We start from the raw sequence: 16,162 nt of genomic DNA, 5'->3' as shown, positions 1-16,162 counted from the left end.
GCTCAAAAAACCGTAGGGTGGATCACGCTTCATATATCCACCATGGCTGTGCAACAAGGTGGATGTAAAAGGCGACATCCACCTACGGATGCCGTCAGAGCTGAATCCAGGTCGCCTTGAGCTCGGTGTACTTGTCGAAGGCATGCAGCGACTTGTCACGACCGTTGCCGGACTGCTTGAAGCCGCCGAACGGCGCGGTCATGTCGCCGCCGTCGTACTGGTTGACCCACACACTGCCAGCACGCAGCGCCCGTGCGGTGCGGTGCGCCTTGGACAGGTCGGAGGTCCACACGGCGGCGGCGAGGCCGTAGGGCGTGTCGTTGGCGATCGCGATCGCTTCCTCGGCGCTTTCGAAGGTGATTACCGACAGCACCGGGCCGAAGATTTCCTCCTGGGCGATCTTCATCGCATTGTCGACGCCATCAAAGATGGTCGGCTCGACATACAGTCCGCCAGTCTCCTCAAGCGTCCGCTGGCCGCCGATCAGCACCTGCGCGCCGGCCTGGCGCCCGGCGCCGATGTAGCCAAGCACGGTGTTGAGCTGCTGGGTATCCACCAGCGCGCCGACGTTGGTCGCCGGATCCAGCGGATTGCCCGGTTTCCAGCCCTTGAGGGCCTCGACCACCATGGGCAGGAAGCGCTCCCTGATCGAACGCTCCACCAGCAGCCGCGAGCCGGCGGTGCAGACCTCGCCCTGGTTGAAGGCGATGGCGCCGGCCGCAGCCTGAGCTGCTGCTTCGAGATCCGGCGCGTCGGCGAAGACGATGTTCGGGCTCTTGCCTCCGGCCTCCAGCCAGACGCGCTTCATGTTCGATTCGCCGGCATAGATCATCAGCTGCTTGGCCACCCGCGTGGAGCCGGTAAAGACCAGCGTGTCGACGTCCATGTGCAGCGCCAGCGCCTTGCCGACGGTGTGGCCGTAGCCTGGCAGGACATTGAGCACGCCGGCCGGAATGCCGGCGTCGATCGCCAGCTGGGCGATGCGGATGGCGGTCAGCGGCGACTTCTCGGACGGCTTGAGCACCACCGAATTGCCTGTGGCCAGCGCCGGGCCGAGCTTCCAGCAGGCCATCATCAGCGGGAAATTCCACGGCACGATGGCCGCCACCACACCGACCGGCTCGCGGGTGACCAGGCCGAGCTGGTCGTGGGGCGTGGCCGCCACTTCGTCGTAGATCTTGTCGATCGCCTCGCCGCTCCAGCGCAGCGCCCGCGCGGCGCCGGGGATGTCCACCGCCAGCGAGTCGCCGATCGGCTTGCCCATGTCGAGGGTCTCCAGCAGCGCCAGCTCCTCGCGGTGGGCTTCCAGCAGATCGGCGAAGCGGATCAGCACCGCCTTGCGCTTGGCCGGTGCCAGGCGCGACCAGCTGCCGGCATCGAATGTGGCACGGGCACTGGCCACCGCGCGCTCGGCGTCGGCCTGGTCGCAGCTGGCGACCTGCGCCAGCACCCGCCCGTCCACCGGACTGATGCAGTCGAACTGGCCGCCGTCCGCCGCGGCGCAATACTCACCCTGGATAAAGGCGCGACCTTCGATGTGCAGGTCGCGGGCACGCTGTTGCCAGTCGGCGAGGGTCAGGGTGGGCATGGTGCATCCTCTCTAGTCAGGTCTTCGGGCTGTGGAAAAGGCACCCTAAACCAGCGGCGCGGACCCTATCAATATTTTTTACGAACGGCCGGCCTATCGCCTTGTTTTGTTCGTTTTATTAAACATAGACTCGATGAAAACCCTGCGGCTCGCCGTCGCAGCATAGCCGCTCGCCACCCGGAGCCAGCCCCATGTCACAGGATTTCCATCCCAACGCCTCGCCCGATCACTTCTGGATGCCCTTTACCGCCAACCGCCAGTTCAAGGCCGCGCCACGCCTACTGGAGAGCGCCGAGGGCATGTATTACACGGCGAGCGACGGCCGCCAGGTACTCGACGGCACGGCCGGGCTCTGGTGCTGCAATGCCGGCCATGGCCGACGCGAGATCAGCGAAGCCGTGAGCAGGCAGATCGCCAAGATGGACTTCGCGCCGACCTTTCAGATGGGCCATCCGCTACCTTTCGAGCTGGCCGAGAAACTCGCCGCCATCAGCCCCGAAGGGCTGAACCGGGTGTTCTTCACCAACTCCGGATCGGAGTCGGCGGATACCGCGCTGAAGATCGCCCTCGCCTATCAGCGCGCCATCGGTCAGGGCTCGCGTACGCGGCTGATCGGCCGCGAGCTGGCCTATCACGGCGTCGGTTTCGGCGGCATGTCGGTGGGCGGCATGGCCAACAACCGCCGCGCCTTCGGCCCGATGCTGCCGGGTGTCGATCACCTGCCGCACACCCTGGATCTGCAACGCAACGCCTTCAGCCGCGGCCTGCCGCAGCATGGCGTGGAGCGCGCCGATGAACTGGAACGGCTGGTGGTGCTGCATGGCGCGGAGAACATCGCCGCGGTGATCGTCGAGCCGATGTCCGGCTCGGCCGGGGTCATCCTGCCGCCGGTGGGCTATCTGCAGCGTCTGCGCGAGATCACCGCCAAGCACGGCATCCTGCTCATCTTCGATGAGGTCATCACCGGCTTCGGCCGTGTCGGCGAAGCCTTCGCCGCCCAGCGCTGGGGCGTGACGCCGGACATCCTCACCTGCGCCAAGGGCCTGACCAACGGCGCGATTCCCATGGGCGCGGTGCTGGTCGCCGACCACCTGTTCGATGCGTTCATGAAGGGACCGGAAAGCGTCATCGAGTTCTTCCACGGCTACACCTACTCCGGGCATCCGGTGGCCTGCGCAGCGGCACTGGCGACCCAGCAGATCTATCAGCAGGAGAACCTGTTCCAGAAGGCCATCGACCTGGAGCCCTACTGGCAGGAAGCACTGTTCAGCCTCAGGGACCTGCCCAACGTGATCGACATCCGCACCGTCGGACTGGTGGCCGGCATCCAGTTCGCCGCCTATGCCGATGGCGTCGGCAAGCGCGGTTACGAAGTGTTCCGCGAGTGTTTCGAGAAGGGCCTGCTGGTACGCGCCAGCGGCGACACCATTGCGCTGTCGCCGGCGTTGATCGTCGAGAAGGCCGAGATCGACCAGATGATGGAGTTGCTCGCCGACGGTATACGTAAGGCCGGCTGAGGCTTATCCGGCCTGACGAGCCATTCTCGCCGTATTTGCAGGGAAAACCGGTGGGCTGAAGCCCACCCTACAGGGGGCCGGTGGACGTTCGGTAGGGTGGGCTTCAGCCCACCAATGCCATTGCGGCGCGGTCTCAGAGCGATTCCAGGCAGTCGGCCAGGGTGACACCGAGACCTTCCAGCAGCTTCTCGTAACCCTGCGCATCCGTCGCCAGGCCGACGCCCAGCACGTCCAGTTCCGCCATCTTCACCGGCAAGCCGGCGGTCAGCGTCTCGACCAGGCGCGGACGCGCCGGCGGTTCGCTGAACACGCAGCTCGGCCCGGCCTGCTGCAACCGCTCGCGCATCGCCGCCACATGCCGCGCGCCGGGTTGCGACTCGCCACCGGCACTGAACACGCCGGCATGACGCAGGCCGTAGGCCGACTCGAAGTAGTCGTAGGCCTCGTGGAAGACGAAGAACGGCTTGTTCTGCACCTTGCTGAAGCGCTGCTTGAGGCGGGCGTCGAGCGCCTCGATGCGCTGGGCGAAGGCCGCCGAGTTGGCCTGGTAACGCTGTGCGTTGGCCGGGTCGGCGGCGGCCAGGTCAGCGGCCATGCGCTCTGCGATGATCAGGGCGTTGGCCGGCAGCAGCCACAGGTGCGCATCGAGCGTGCCCGGGCGATGGTCGTGGTCGTGCTCGTCGGCATGGGCGGTCTCGCCATGCGCGGCCTCGTCATGCTCATGAGCATCATGGTCATGGCCGTCGTGATCGTCGTGATCGTCGTGATCGTCGTGATCGTCGTGATCGTCGTGATCGTCGTGATCGTCGTGATCGTCGTGATCGTGATGTTCAGTCTCGTCGTGCGCGTGCGCATCACCAAACCGACGCAGGGTCAGCTTTGGCAGGTCCTGCACCGCCACGGTCGTGCCTTCGCGAGCGCTCAGTGCGCGCGGCAGGAAGCTCTCCAGATCCGGGCCGATCCAGTAGAACAGCTGCGCATCGCGGATACGCCGTACGTCGGACGGTCGCAGCGAGTAATGATGCGCCGAAGCGCTCGCCGGCAGCAGAACGTCAGGCTCACCGACGCCATCCTGAACCGCCGCGGCGATCAGCTGCAGCGGCTTGATGCTGGTCAGCACGCGGACTTCGGCGTGGGCGGACGCGGCGCCAGCAACCAGCGCCGCGAGCAAGGGAAGGGAAAAAAGACGATTCACGGGCGTCACTCGTACGGAGGGAATTGGTACATAATAACGTCTCTACCCCAACACGTCGCCGCTCATGTCCAAAACCCCGCTGGCCTGTACGCCCCACGACCATGACCATTGCGTCAGCCACGCGCTGGCCGAAGCCGACAGCCTTTGCGCGCGCCAGGGCGTGCGCCTGACCGCCCTGCGCAAGCGTGTGCTGGAGCTGGTCTGGCAAAGCCACAGGCCGCTCGGCGCCTACGACATCCTTGCCGTACTGAGCGAGCAGGATGGCCGCCGCGCCGCGCCGCCCACCGTCTACCGCGCGCTGGATTTCCTGCTGGAGAACGGCCTGGTGCATCGCATCGCGTCGCTCAACGCCTTCATCGGCTGTAACCACCCGGAGCATCCGCACCAGGGCCAGTTCCTCATCTGCCGGCACTGCCACACCGCCATCGAACTCGAGCAACGCGCCATCGCCGAGGCCATCGACAGCGCCGCCGGCAGCGTCGGCTTCGCCGTCGAGGGGCAGACCGTGGAAGTGGTCGGCCTCTGCTCGAACTGCCGGGAAGCCGCATGAGCGAGGTGCTGCTGCGGCTGGATGACATCCACGTGCGCTTCGCCAACCAGAACGTGCTGGAAGGCGCGCAACTGCAGGTGCATCGCGGCGAGATCGTCACCCTGATCGGCCCCAACGGGGCCGGCAAGACCACCCTGGTCCGCGCCGTGCTGGGCTTGCTGAAACCTGATCGCGGGCAGGTCTGGCGCAAGCCGAAGCTGCGCGTCGGCTACATGCCACAGAAGCTGCACGTAGATGCCACCCTGCCCTTGTCGGTGCTGCGCTTTCTGCGCCTGGTACCTGGCGTCGATCGTGCCCGCGCACTGGCGGCGCTGGGTGAAGTCGGTGCGGAACACGTCATCGACAGCCCGCTGCAAAAGATTTCCGGCGGCGAAATGCAGCGTGTGCTGCTCGCCCGCGCGCTGCTGCGCGAGCCGGAGCTGCTGGTGCTGGACGAACCGGTGCAGGGCGTCGACGTCGCCGGCCAGGCCGAGCTGTACCGGTTGATCGGCGTGTTGCGCGACCGCTACGGCTGCGGCGTTTTGATGGTTTCTCACGACCTGCATCTGGTGATGAGCGCCACCGACCAGGTGGTCTGCCTCAATCGCCACGTTTGCTGTTCGGGGCATCCGGAACAGGTCAGCAGCGACCCGGCCTTCGTCGAGCTGTTCGGCCAGGACGCGCGCAGTCTGGCGATCTATCACCACCAGCACGACCACAGCCACGACCTGCACGGCAGCGTGGTGACCGGCAAACCCCACGTCCACGGCCCGAACTGCAAGCACTAGACAGAGCCTCCGATGCCCGATTTCCTTCTCAACGCCCTGCTCGCCGGCCTCGCCCTGGCGCTGGTCGCCGGCCCGCTCGGCTCCTTCGTCGTCTGGCGGCGCATGGCCTATTTCGGCGACACCCTGTCCCACGCCGCGCTGTTCGGCGTCGCCCTCGGGCTGATGCTCGACGTCAACCTGACCCTGGCGGTGACGGTCGGCTGCGTGCTGCTCGCGCTCTTGCTGGTCACCCTGCAGCAGCGCCAGCCGCTGGCCTCGGACACGCTGCTCGGCATCCTCGCCCACAGCACGCTGTCGCTCGGCCTGGTATCGCTGAGCTTCATGGATGACGTGCGCATCGACCTGATGGGCTATCTGTTCGGCGATCTGCTCGCCGTGGGGCCGAGCGACCTGGCCTGGATCATCGGCGGCAGCGCCCTGGTGCTGCTGATGCTGATTCCGCTGTGGCGGCCACTCTTGGCGATCACCGTGCACGAGGAGCTGGCCAAGGTCGAAGGCCTGCCGGTGGCCGGTATCCGCCTGGCGCTGATGCTGCTGATCGCCGTGGTGATCGCCGTGGCGATGAAGATCGTCGGCGTGCTGCTGATCACCTCGCTGTTGATCATTCCCGCCGCCGCGGCGCAGCGCCATGCACGTACCCCGGAGCAGATGGCCTTTGGCGCCAGCGTGTTGGGCATCGTCGCGGTGTGCCTGGGGCTAACGCTGTCCTGGTTCGAAGACACTCCGGCCGGCCCGTCCATCGTGGTCAGCGCCGCCGCGCTGTTCCTGCTCAGCTTCGCCTGGCCGAAGCGCGCATGAGTGACCTGAAGTACCTGCGCGGCTACCCCGAGCCGCTGCTGGCTCAGGTACGCCAGCTGATCGCCGAGGATCGCCTGGGCGATTACCTCGCGCGGCGCTACCACGGCCGCCATCAGGTGCAGAGCGACAAGGCGCTGTATGGTTACGTGCAGCAGCTCAAGCAGGACCACCTGAAAAGCGCGCCGCCGATCGACAAGGTGCTCTATGACAATCGCCTGGACCTGACCCATCGCGCGCTGGGCCTGCATACCGCGGTGTCACGGGTGCAGGGTGGCAAGCTCAAGGCGAAAAAGGAGATCCGCGTCGCCGCACTGTTTCGCGAGGCAGCGCCGGAATTCCTCAAGATGATCGTGGTGCATGAGCTCGCCCACCTGCGCGAAAGCGAGCACAACCGCGCCTTCTACAAGCTGTGCGAACACATGCTGCCCGGCTACGGGCAGATCGAGTTCGATCTGCGCCTGTTCCTGCACTGGCGCGAGCTGGAGGCGCTACCGGGCAAGAACGCCTAGCGCATCAGTGCTGCCAGGCGTCGATCCGAAATGTAGGGCTGCTCAGACCCAACCCAGCCAGCGCCACCAGGTCATCGCGAACAGCAACATACTCAGATAGCCGATCAGCGTTACCAGCACGCCGACCTTGGCGAATTGCCGGGCGCTGAAGGTCTCGGTGCCCAGGCAAACCATGTTCTGCGGCGCGTTGATCGGCAGGATGAAGCCATAGCTGACGACAAAGCCAAGCAGCATGGTCATCCCCAGCCGGCTGAAATCCCCTGGCAGGCTCAGCAACACCGAGATCAGGATCGGCAGCATGGCCGAGGTCAGCGCCGTGGCACTGGCAAAGCCCAGATGGATCACGATGAGAAAGGCGCCGAGAATGGCGAAGATGCCCAGCGGCCCCACCACGCCAAGCCCGGTGTGGGCCACCACCTGCGCGCCGAGCCACTGTCCGGCCTGGGTCGTGAGCAATACCGTGCCGAGGCTGATCCCGACGCCGAAGACGATCACCGTGCCCCAAGGCACTCGCGTCTGAACCTCCTTCCAGTTCATCACGCCGATGCGCGGCAGCATCAGGATCACCAGTCCCGCGTAGGTGGTGCTGGTGGTGTCGAAACTGTGCAGCTTGCCCTCGGTGGCCCAGCACAGCAGCAACCCGATGGACACGGCGAGCAGGCGCTTCTGCGCCGATGTCATCGGCCCAAGTTCGGCGAGCGAGCGTGCCACGGCTTCCTTGCCACCGGCTATCCGCTCGGTTTCCGGCGGCAGCAGCTTGAGCACGATGAACAGCAGGACGAAGGACATCATCACGGCCCAGGGTGCGCCGGCGATGAGCCAGTCGATCCAGCTGACTCGTTCACCCAGCAGCTTGTCCATGAAGCCCACCAGCAGCAGGTTCTGCGCCGCTGCGGTCTGGATGCCGATGTTCCAGATGCTGGTGCCTTGGGCGACGATGATCATCATGCCGGCGGCGAAGTTCGAACGCTTGTCGATCCCGAATGCGGTGATGATGCCAAGCATGATCGGCACCACGCAGGCGGCGCGCGCCGTGGCGCTGGGTACCACCAGGCTGAGCAGGACGATGACCACCAGCGTGCCGCCGAGGATATGCCGCGAACTGGTGCCGACCCTGGAGAGGGTCATCAAGGCAATGCGCCGGTCGAGCCCGGTAAGCGTCATCGCTGCGGCGATGAACAGCGCGCCCGCGACCAGAGCCAAGGCGGGGTTGGCGAAACCGGAAAGCCCCATGCCTATCGCCTTCGAGGTGCCGTAGACCACCTCGGGGTTTTCCAGCGTAGGCGCCGTGCCAACGAGGAACGCCAACAGCGCGGTGATCATGATCGCGCTGACCTCGTAGGACACCGCCTCGGTGATCCACACCACCACCGCGAACACCAGGATCGCCAGCACTCGCTGGCCGGCCACGGGCAGGTCGGCAGGCAGTGGCATCAGCAGCACGCCAATGAGCGCCAGTACGGCCACCAACAGACCGATCGGGATGCCAAGCAGACCTTGGCGAAGGGCTACGTTAGGGGTATCGCTCATGGTATGGCTCCATCCGCTGACAGACGCCTTCAGCATGGGCAAGCCAGATCAGCGAGACCATGACCTGTGTCTATTGCGGGCCTTTGCGGCGAGTTAACCAAGTAAAAAAAGCAGAACGCCGGCATGCGCCGGCGTTCTGTGGTCGATGGCTCGCAGCACGTTTCGAGCGGGCTGGCGCCCGCGCCGAACCTTGCGCAAACCTCAGGCGGGAATTGCCTCCGCCGCACCCTCGCGGGCCCAGACCCGATGTTGACCGAGTGCCTGGGCAAAGTTGCCAAACACCCCGTCCACATCGTCACCTTCGAGCAAGCCGGTGTCGGGCTGCAGGCCGAGCGATGCCAGCAGCGGCCGCGCGGCGCCAAGCATCACGATGGGTTTGAGGTGCTTGTAGGCTTCCAGCACGTAATGCTTGGCCTCGCCAGACTTGGCCATTGCCGCAGCCGCATCGGCGCCGCCGGGGACGAACACGGCGTCGAACATCACCGATGGCATGCCGTCCATCGCGGCATCGACCGGCAGCATCTTGCCGTCCGCCGTTTTCACCGGCGCCAGTGACGGACCGATGATCTTGGCCAGCGCGCCCTCCGCGGCCAGCTTGGCCTTGAACGCATCGATCGCCGCACCATCGACGCCGTTGGCTACCAGGATGGCCACCTTGCGCGACTTGATGTTGCCCGGTGCATGGTTCATCAGGCTCAGCGCCGGCGAATCCTGCGGGGTTGGCGTCTTCGGCGTCACGGTCGGTGCGCTCGGCGCCGGCAGACCCAGGTTTTCGGCGACACGGCGGGCCAGCTCCAGGTCGATATTGGCGAGGATCTCGTTGACCTGGCGTTCGCGGATGAACACCCGCTCCACCTTGCCCAGCTCGAAGGTGTAGGCGCCGATGATGTGCTCCTTCTCCGGCGCGCTCATGCTGTTCCAGAACAGCGTGGCCTGGGAGAAGTGGTCGCCGAAGGATTCGCTGCGATTGCGGATCTTGTGGCCCTCGACCCGCTCCGGATAGCTCTCGAAGCCGCCGCCCTGGGCCGCCGGCGGGGTTTCCTTGGGCCAGCCGCTGTCGATCGAGTTGGGCTCGTAATTGGCGCGGCCCTTGTGGATCGTCTGACGATGGAAGGCGTCGCGCTGATTGTTGTGGAACGGGCACAGCGGACGGTTGATCGGGATCTCGTGGAAGTTTGGCCCACCGAGACGCAGCAGCTGGGTGTCGGTGTAGGAGAACAACCGGCCCTGCAGCAGCGGGTCATTGGTGAAGTCGATGCCCGGAACGATGTGACCGATGTGGAAGGCGGCCTGCTCGGTTTCGGCGAAGAAGTTGTCCGGGTTGCGGTTGAGGGTCATCTTGCCGAGCTTCTGCACCGGCACCAGCTCCTCGGGAATGATCTTGGTCGGGTCGAGCAGGTCGAAATCGAACTTGTGCTCGTCGGCCTCTTCCACCACCTGCACGCCCAGCTCCCACTCGAAGTAGTCGCCCATCTCGATGGACTCCCACATGTCGCGGCGGTTGAAGTCCGGGTCCTTGCCGGCAATCTTCAGCGTCTCGTCCCAGACCAGCGAGAAGGCGCCCGCGACCGGCTTCCAGTGAAACTTGACGAAGCGGCTGACGCCCTCGGCGTTGATCAGGCGGAAGGTGTGCACGCCAAAGCCTTCCATCGCCCGGAAGCTGCGCGGCAGGGCGCGGTCGGACATGGTCCAGAGCACCATGTGTGCCGACTCCGGCGTCAGCGAGACGAAATCCCAGAAGCTGTCGTGGGCCGACTGCGCCTGCGGGATCTCGTTGTGCGGCTCGGGTTTCACCGCATGCACGAAGTCCGGAAACTTGATCGCGTCCTGAATGAAGAACACCGGCATGTTGTTGCCGACCAGATCGAAGTTGCCCTCGTCGGTGTAGAACTTGGTGGCGAAGCCGCGCACGTCGCGCACGGTGTCTGCCGAGCCGCGCGAGCCCTGCACGGTGGAGAAGCGCGTGAAGACCGGGGTTTCCTTGCCTTCGGCGGCGAGAAACGAGGCCTTGGTCAGCCAGCTGTGGTCGGCGTAGCTGACGAACACACCGTGCGCCGCCGAACCACGCGCATGCACGATGCGCTCGGGGATGCGCTCGTGGTCAAAGTGAGTGAGCTTCTCGCGCATGATGAAGTCTTCGAGCAGCGAGGGCCCACGATCGCCGGCCTTAAGGGTGTTCTGGTTGTCGGCGATCTTCACGCCCTGGTTGGTGCGCAGCGCCTCGCCGGTGGCGTCGCTGCGAAACTCTTCCAGCTGATCGAGCTTGGCGTTGTGATTGGCGCGGTCGACGGTATCGGTGCCGGCGAGCTCGCTCTGTTTGGGGGTCTTGTGCGTCATGATGGGCCTCGGTTAGCCGGTTAGCTGAACCGCGAACGATCGGGCCGGGGGCTGGCCAGATGCGTGATCAATTCACGGCGTACCGGTTAGTGACCCCGGCAACGGCTGCAAGGTTGCCGGCTGCGACGATTTGCATTGCCTATGGCAGCGATATATTCAGTCAATCGAATGGGCACATTCGAGCGACCCGACCGGCAAACGGGTAGAATGCCCGGCTTTCGCCGAATATCCCGGCAACGAACGCCGCACCCACAAGGTTCGCCCGTGATCGAATTCCATCAAGTCCACAAAACCTATCGGACCGGCGGCAGAGACGTCCCTGCCCTGCAGCCGACGCAGCTGGAGATTGCCTCCGGTGAAGTCTTCGGCCTGATCGGCCATTCTGGCGCCGGCAAGAGCACGCTGCTGCGTCTGATCAACCGCCTCGAGGAACCCTCCGGCGGGCGCATCCTGGTCAACGGCGAAGATGTCACCGCGCTCGATGCCGACGGCCTGCGGCGCTTCCGCCAGCGCGTCGGGATGATCTTCCAGCACTTCAACCTGCTGATGTCCAAGACCGTGGCCGACAACGTCGCCATGCCGCTGCGCCTGGCCGGCATTCGCTCGCGCAGTGAGATCGACGCCCGCGTCGCCGCCCTGCTCGACCGTGTCGGCCTCAAGGACCACGCGCGCAAGTACCCGGCGCAGCTCTCCGGTGGTCAGAAGCAGCGCGTCGGTATTGCCCGTGCGCTGGCCACCGAGCCGAGCATCCTGCTCTGCGACGAAGCCACCAGCGCCCTCGACCCGCAGACGACCGCATCGGTGCTGCAGCTGCTGGCCGAGATCAATCGCGAACTGAAGCTGACCATCGTGCTGATCACCCACGAGATGGACGTGATCCGCCGCGTCTGCGACCGCGTCGCGGTGATGGATGCCGGTGCCATCGTCGAACAGGGGCCGGTCACCGAAGTGTTCCTGCATCCCAAGCACCCGACTACCCAGCGCTTCGTGCTGGAAGACGAGGCGATGGATGAAAGCGAGCTGCACGACGATTTCGCTCATGTGCCGGGCCGCATCCTGCGCCTGACCTTCCAGGGCGACGCCACCTACAAGCCGCTGCTGGGCACGGTCGCCCGTGAAACCGGGGTCGACTACAGCATCCTGTCCGGGCGCATCGATCGCATCAAGGACACCCCCTACGGCCAGCTCACGCTGGCGCTGATCGGCGGTGACATGGCAGCGGCAATGGCACAACTGCAGGCCGCTGACGTGCACGTGGAGGTATTGCGCTGATGGAAGCCCTTTTCAGCTCCTTGTTGGGGAATGTCGACTGGTACGAGATCTGGCTGGCGACGCTGGACACCCTGCTGATGCTCGGCGGCTCGCTGCTGTTCACCATCCTGCTTGGCCTGCCGCTGGGCGTGCTGCTGTTTCTCTGCGGCCCGCGTCAGCTGTTCGAAAATGCCCCGCTGTATGCCGCGCTGTCATTCGTGGTCAACGTGCTGCGCTCGCTGCCGTTCATCATCCTGCTGATCGTGATGATCCCCTTCACCGTGCTGATCACCGGCACCTCGCTGGGCGTGGCCGGTGCCATCCCGCCGCTGGTGGTGGGCGCTGCGCCGTTCTTCGCGCGCTTGGTGGAGACCGCGCTGCGCGAGGTGGACCGCGGCATCATTGAGGCGACACAGGCCATGGGTGCCACGACGCGGCAGATCATCTTCAGCGCATTGCTGCCGGAAGCGCGTCCGGGCATCATCGCCGCCATTACCGTCACCGCCATCACCCTGGTGTCCTACACCGCGATGGCCGGTGTGGTGGGGGCCGGCGGCCTCGGTGACCTGGCCATCCGCTTCGGCTACCAGCGTTTCCAGACCGACGTGATGGTCGTCACCGTGGTCCTGCTGCTGGTGCTGGTGCAGGTGCTGCAAAGCGTCGGCGACAGGCTGGTGACGCACTTTTCGCGCAAATGAACCATCAGCAGGCCGTTGAAAAAACGTAGGCGAGGCAGGCAAGACAAGGCGCAACGACCAGCGGGAGTAACAGCCGAAGGCTGGCCCGAAGGGTGAGTGTAACGAGTCAAAACAGGCGAGGACGCGGAGTTTAGTACTCTAAATGAGCACTCCGAGCCTGTTTTTAACGCAGTATTGCCAACGCAGCTAGTTTTTCGACGGCTTGCTAGGGCGAGCGAAATTCGCACCCCGATCTACCTCTGAAGGAACCGAACGATGAAGAAACTGATTGTCGCCCTGGCCGCCGTTGCCGCGTTTTCCGCGCAGGCCGAAACCCTGAACGTCGCCGCCACCGCCGTGCCGCACGCCGAGCTGCTGGAGTTCGTCAAGCCGCAGCTGGCCGAGCAAGGCGTCGAGCTGAACGTGAAGGTGTTCACCGACTACGTGCAGCCGAACATCCAGGTCGCCGAGAAGCGCCTGGACGCCAACTTCTTCCAGCACCAGCCGTACCTGGATGAGTTCAACAAGGGCAAGGGCACCGAGCTGGTCAGCGTTGCCGGTGTACATATCGAGCCCTTCGGCGCCTACTCGAGCAAGGTCAAGTCGCTGGACGAACTGCCCAGTGGCGCCACCGTGGTCATTCCCAACGACGCCACCAACGGCGGCCGCGCCCTGCTGCTGCTGGCCAAGGCCGGCGTGATCACGCTGAAGGATGGTGCCGGCATCACCGCCACGCCGAAGGACATCGCCGAGAATCCGAAGAACATCAAGATCCGTGAACTGGAAGCCGCGACCCTGCCGCGCGTGCTGACCCAGGTCGACCTGGCGCTGATCAACACCAACTACGCGCTGGAAGCCAAGCTGAACCCGACCCAGGACGCCCTGGTCATCGAAGGCAGCGACTCGCCCTACGTGAACATCCTTGTTGCCCGTCCGGACAACAAGGACAGCGACGCTATGCAGAAGCTGGCCGCCGCGCTGCACAGCGAGGAAGTGCGCAAGTTCATCGAGGAGAAGTACAAGGGTGCCGTGGTTCCGGCCTTCTGACCGTGACCGCGTAGTCCTGAACAAACCCCGCCTCGGCGGGGTTTTTCGTTTGAGGGCTCGGCCATCCGGTTGAAAAGGCTGCACCGTTTTCCACCCTACGAGAACTCATGCCGATGCCTCGTAGGGTGGAACACTCGCGCAGCGATTTTCCACCGTTTCATCACGCCGCCCCGTCAGGGCACCAGCACTGCCGCGCCCTGGAAGCGTCCATGGCGCAGATCGTCCAGCGCCTGGTTGGCCTGTTCCAGCGGATAGGCATGGGTTTCGGTATGAATGCCGACCTGCGCGGCGACCGGGAAGAAGTCCAGGCCGTCCTGACGGGTCAGGTTGGCCACCGAAACCAGCTCGCGCTCCTGCCAGAGGATGTCGTAGGGGAAGCTCGGAATGTCGCTCATGTGGATGCCGGCACAGACCACCCGGCCGCCCTTGCGCACGGCTCGCAGCGCCGCCGGCACCAGCTCACCGGCCGGTGCATAGATGATCGCCGCATCCAGCGGCACCGGTGGCAGCTCCCCTGAATCCCCGGCCCAAACCGCACCCAGCGAACGAGCGAAATCCTGCGCGGCCACATCGCCCGGGCGGCTGAAGGCATACACGTCGCGCCCCTGCCAACGCGCCACCTGCATGACGATATGTGCCGCGGCGCCGAAACCGTACAGCCCGAGACGTTTGCCATCACCGGCCTTGACCAGCGAACGCCAGCCGATCAGCCCAGCGCAGAGCAGCGGCGCCAGTGCCACGGCATCGCCCTCCTCGCCGAGGGCAAAGGCGAAGCGCGCGTCGGCCACCACGTATTCGGCATAACCGCCCGGCCGCGTGTAGCCGGTGAACTGCGGCGCATCGCAGAGGTTTTCCTCGGCGTGCTGGCAATAGCTGCAGGTGCCGCAGGTATGCCCGAGCCAGGGAATGCCGACCCGCTGGCCTAGCTCGAAACCGCTGACGCCTTCGCCCAGCGCATCGACGCGGCCGACAATCTCGTGACCCGGGATGATCGGCAGCGGCGCCTCCGGCAACTCGCCGTCCACCACGTGCAGGTCGGTGCGACAGACGCCGCAAGCCAGTACCTTGACCCGCAGCTCCCCTGGCCCCGCTTGCGGCTCGGGCACTTCGCGCAGCTGCAACGGTTGGCCAATCTGTTCCAGCAACATGGCGCGCATCGACGGCTCTCCTTTCGTCTCTGTTCTGCTGAGCGTAGGCCGATCGGTGGAAAAAGGCTCTAGACTCGAAGCGTCCCATGCTCAGGAGTGCCATCTATGACGCTTTCGCCCTTCCACCTCGCCATTCCCGTCCACGATCTGGCCGCCGCCCGCACCTTCTACTGCGAGGCGTTCGGCTGCGCCGAGGGCCGCAGCAGCGAACACTAGTTGGATTTCGATTTCTTCGGCCACCAGCTGGTGATCCACGAAGCACCGAAGATGCCGCATCAGGAGGCGGCGCATAGCAACCCGGTGGACGGCCACGACGTGCCGGTGCCGCATTTCGGCGTGGTGCTTGGCTGGGAACAATGGGAGGCACTGGCCGAGCGGCTGAAGGCGCGCGGCACGCGCTTCGTCATCGAGCCCTACGTGCGCTTCCAGGGCCAGGTCGGCGAACAGGCAACGATGTTCCTGCTCGACCCCTGCGGCAATGCGCTGGAGTTCAAGGCATTCAAGGACATGAGTCAGCTGTTCGCCAAGTGAGCAGGATCAGCCGCGCTCAGCGATGTGCTGATCCTTGAGCTTCACGTAGTTGCCGGCGGTGTAACTGAAGAAGCTGCGCTCCTTTTCGGTCAGCGGACGGGCCTGCTTTACCGGGCTGCCAACGTAGAGATAGCCGCTTTCCAACGTCTTGCCCGGCGGCACCAGGCTGCCGGCGCCGATAATCACTTCATCCTCGACCACCGCGCCGTCCATCACGATCGAGCCCATACCGACCAGGATGCGATTGCCCAGGGTGCAGCCGTGCAGGGTGACCTTGTGGCCGACGGTGACTTCGTCGCCGATGGTCAGCGGAAAGCCATCCGGGTTGTACGGCCCGGCGTGGGTGATGTGCAGCACGCTGCCGTCCTGGATGCTCGAGCGTGCGCCGATGCGGATGCGGTGCATGTCGCCGCGAATCACCGTGAGCGGCCAGACCGAGCTGTCGGCGCCGATCTCGACATCGCCGATGACCACCGCGGAGTCGTCGACGAACACGCGCTCGCCCAGTTGTGGAGTGCTGTTGTGGTAGCTGCGTATCGCCACGATAGAAACCTCTTTGGCTGCGGGGAGGGCCGATTGTAATTAAGATGGCCGGCATTGCCGCGTTAAACCAGGCCTGAGCAGCATGCCGCCTGGCGTGGTCAGAGTTAACTACCGGCTGCTTGCCCGGCGGCGCGTTTCGTCGCCCGGCGTTGAAAAAGCGCGGCAGCGCGTCCA

14 protein-coding genes and 1 pseudogene are annotated in these 16,162 nt (G+C 65.1%); 9 read left to right on the top strand and 6 right to left on the bottom strand.

What is annotated here, in order from left to right; all coding sequences use genetic code 11:
• Positions 1 to 94: 94 nt before the first annotated feature.
• A complete protein-coding gene (locus BM275_RS18460; protein ID WP_090522821.1) occupies positions 95 to 1,588 on the bottom strand; it encodes an aldehyde dehydrogenase in 1,494 nt (497 codons plus the stop codon).
• Positions 1,589 to 1,779: 191 nt separating this feature from the next.
• Here BM275_RS18460 and aptA point away from each other — a divergent pair, with 191 nt between their 5' ends.
• On the top strand, positions 1,780 to 3,105 hold the full coding sequence (gene aptA / locus BM275_RS18455) for an omega-aminotransferase AptA (RefSeq protein ID WP_090522819.1): 1,326 nt from the start codon (positions 1,780 to 1,782) through the stop codon (positions 3,103 to 3,105).
• 133 nt (positions 3,106 to 3,238) lie between these two features.
• Here aptA and BM275_RS18450 read toward each other — a convergent pair whose 3' ends face one another.
• Complete coding sequence (locus BM275_RS18450) at positions 3,239 to 4,300, bottom strand: zinc ABC transporter substrate-binding protein (protein ID WP_090522817.1); 1,062 nt, start codon at positions 4,298 to 4,300, stop codon at positions 3,239 to 3,241.
• Positions 4,301 to 4,364: 64 nt separating this feature from the next.
• Here BM275_RS18450 and zur point away from each other — a divergent pair, with 64 nt between their 5' ends.
• The 4 genes from zur to BM275_RS18430 are packed head-to-tail and all read left to right on the top strand — an operon-like array spanning position 4,365 to position 6,924.
• The gene (zur, locus tag BM275_RS18445) at positions 4,365 to 4,850 is read left to right on the top strand and encodes a zinc uptake transcriptional repressor Zur (protein ID WP_014822191.1); all 486 of its coding nucleotides are present in this window, start codon (positions 4,365 to 4,367) and stop codon (positions 4,848 to 4,850) included.
• On the top strand, positions 4,847 to 5,617 hold the full coding sequence (gene znuC, locus BM275_RS18440) for a zinc ABC transporter ATP-binding protein ZnuC (RefSeq protein WP_014822192.1): 771 nt from the start codon (positions 4,847 to 4,849) through the stop codon (positions 5,615 to 5,617). The genes zur and znuC overlap by 4 nt, the downstream gene beginning before the upstream one ends.
• A 12-nt stretch (positions 5,618 to 5,629) precedes the next feature.
• On the top strand, positions 5,630 to 6,415 hold the full coding sequence (znuB, locus tag BM275_RS18435) for a zinc ABC transporter permease subunit ZnuB (RefSeq protein ID WP_014822193.1): 786 nt from the start codon (positions 5,630 to 5,632) through the stop codon (positions 6,413 to 6,415).
• Positions 6,412 to 6,924: a YgjP-like metallopeptidase domain-containing protein gene (locus tag BM275_RS18430; RefSeq protein WP_090522815.1), complete on the top strand. Its 513-nt coding sequence runs from the start codon at positions 6,412 to 6,414 to the stop codon at positions 6,922 to 6,924. Before znuB ends, BM275_RS18430 begins: the two co-directional genes overlap by 4 nt.
• Before the next feature lie 42 nt (positions 6,925 to 6,966).
• Here the strand turns inward: BM275_RS18430 and BM275_RS18425 are convergent, their stop codons facing one another.
• Both BM275_RS18425 and katE read right to left on the bottom strand, forming a co-directional pair.
• Positions 6,967 to 8,454, bottom strand: a complete 1,488-nt coding sequence (locus BM275_RS18425) for a DASS family sodium-coupled anion symporter (protein WP_090522813.1) — start codon at positions 8,452 to 8,454, stop codon at positions 6,967 to 6,969.
• Between the two features lie 201 nt (positions 8,455 to 8,655).
• A complete protein-coding gene (gene katE / locus BM275_RS18420) occupies positions 8,656 to 10,791 on the bottom strand; it encodes a catalase HPII (protein WP_090522811.1) in 2,136 nt (711 codons plus the stop codon).
• A 264-nt stretch (positions 10,792 to 11,055) separates the two neighbouring features.
• Between katE and BM275_RS18415 the strand changes: the two genes are divergently transcribed.
• From BM275_RS18415 to BM275_RS18405, 3 genes are all read left to right on the top strand, one after another.
• Positions 11,056 to 12,063 carry a methionine ABC transporter ATP-binding protein gene (locus BM275_RS18415; protein WP_090522809.1) on the top strand — a complete coding sequence of 336 codons (1,008 nt, stop codon included), beginning with the start codon at positions 11,056 to 11,058 and terminating at the stop codon, positions 12,061 to 12,063.
• A complete protein-coding gene (locus tag BM275_RS18410) occupies positions 12,063 to 12,740 on the top strand; it encodes a methionine ABC transporter permease (RefSeq protein WP_014822197.1) in 678 nt (225 codons plus the stop codon). The genes BM275_RS18415 and BM275_RS18410 overlap by 1 nt, the downstream gene beginning before the upstream one ends.
• A gap of 255 nt (positions 12,741 to 12,995) precedes the next feature.
• On the top strand, positions 12,996 to 13,766 hold the full coding sequence (locus BM275_RS18405; RefSeq protein ID WP_090522807.1) for a MetQ/NlpA family ABC transporter substrate-binding protein: 771 nt from the start codon (positions 12,996 to 12,998) through the stop codon (positions 13,764 to 13,766).
• Positions 13,767 to 13,939: 173 nt separating this feature from the next.
• On the opposite strand, the gene BM275_RS18400 is transcribed toward BM275_RS18405, so the two are convergent.
• Positions 13,940 to 14,923 carry a zinc-dependent alcohol dehydrogenase family protein gene (locus BM275_RS18400; protein ID WP_090522806.1) on the bottom strand — a complete coding sequence of 328 codons (984 nt, stop codon included), beginning with the start codon at positions 14,921 to 14,923 and terminating at the stop codon, positions 13,940 to 13,942.
• A 96-nt stretch (positions 14,924 to 15,019) separates the two neighbouring features.
• Between BM275_RS18400 and BM275_RS18395 the strand changes: the two are divergent.
• A pseudogene (locus BM275_RS18395) lies at positions 15,020 to 15,445 on the top strand (VOC family protein).
• A gap of 6 nt (positions 15,446 to 15,451) precedes the next feature.
• On the opposite strand, the gene BM275_RS18390 reads toward BM275_RS18395, so the two are convergent.
• Positions 15,452 to 15,988 (bottom strand): gamma carbonic anhydrase family protein, encoded by a 537-nt coding sequence (locus BM275_RS18390; protein ID WP_090522804.1) that lies wholly within the window; start codon positions 15,986 to 15,988, stop codon positions 15,452 to 15,454.
• Positions 15,989 to 16,162: the final 174 nt, after the last annotated feature.

Origin of the sequence: Stutzerimonas kunmingensis (genome assembly GCF_900114065.1) — a bacterium.
Lineage (GTDB): Bacteria > Pseudomonadota > Gammaproteobacteria > Pseudomonadales > Pseudomonadaceae > Stutzerimonas > Stutzerimonas kunmingensis.
This window is presented reverse-complemented; position numbering and strand designations above follow the sequence as displayed.

Coding starts and splice junctions, on each gene's coding strand:
- katE (WP_090522811.1), bottom strand. CDS start 10,791: ATGACGCACAAGACCCCCAAACAGAGCGAGCTCGCCGGCACCGATACC.
- BM275_RS18405 (WP_090522807.1), top strand. CDS start 12,996: ATGAAGAAACTGATTGTCGCCCTGGCCGCCGTTGCCGCGTTTTCCGCG.
- znuC (WP_014822192.1), top strand. CDS start 4,847: ATGAGCGAGGTGCTGCTGCGGCTGGATGACATCCACGTGCGCTTCGCC.
- BM275_RS18460 (WP_090522821.1), bottom strand. CDS start 1,588: ATGCCCACCCTGACCCTCGCCGACTGGCAACAGCGTGCCCGCGACCTG.
- znuB (WP_014822193.1), top strand. CDS start 5,630: ATGCCCGATTTCCTTCTCAACGCCCTGCTCGCCGGCCTCGCCCTGGCG.
- BM275_RS18410 (WP_014822197.1), top strand. CDS start 12,063: ATGGAAGCCCTTTTCAGCTCCTTGTTGGGGAATGTCGACTGGTACGAG.
- BM275_RS18425 (WP_090522813.1), bottom strand. CDS start 8,454: ATGAGCGATACCCCTAACGTAGCCCTTCGCCAAGGTCTGCTTGGCATC.
- BM275_RS18430 (WP_090522815.1), top strand. CDS start 6,412: ATGAGTGACCTGAAGTACCTGCGCGGCTACCCCGAGCCGCTGCTGGCT.
- aptA (WP_090522819.1), top strand. CDS start 1,780: ATGTCACAGGATTTCCATCCCAACGCCTCGCCCGATCACTTCTGGATG.
- zur (WP_014822191.1), top strand. CDS start 4,365: ATGTCCAAAACCCCGCTGGCCTGTACGCCCCACGACCATGACCATTGC.
- BM275_RS18400 (WP_090522806.1), bottom strand. CDS start 14,923: ATGCGCGCCATGTTGCTGGAACAGATTGGCCAACCGTTGCAGCTGCGC.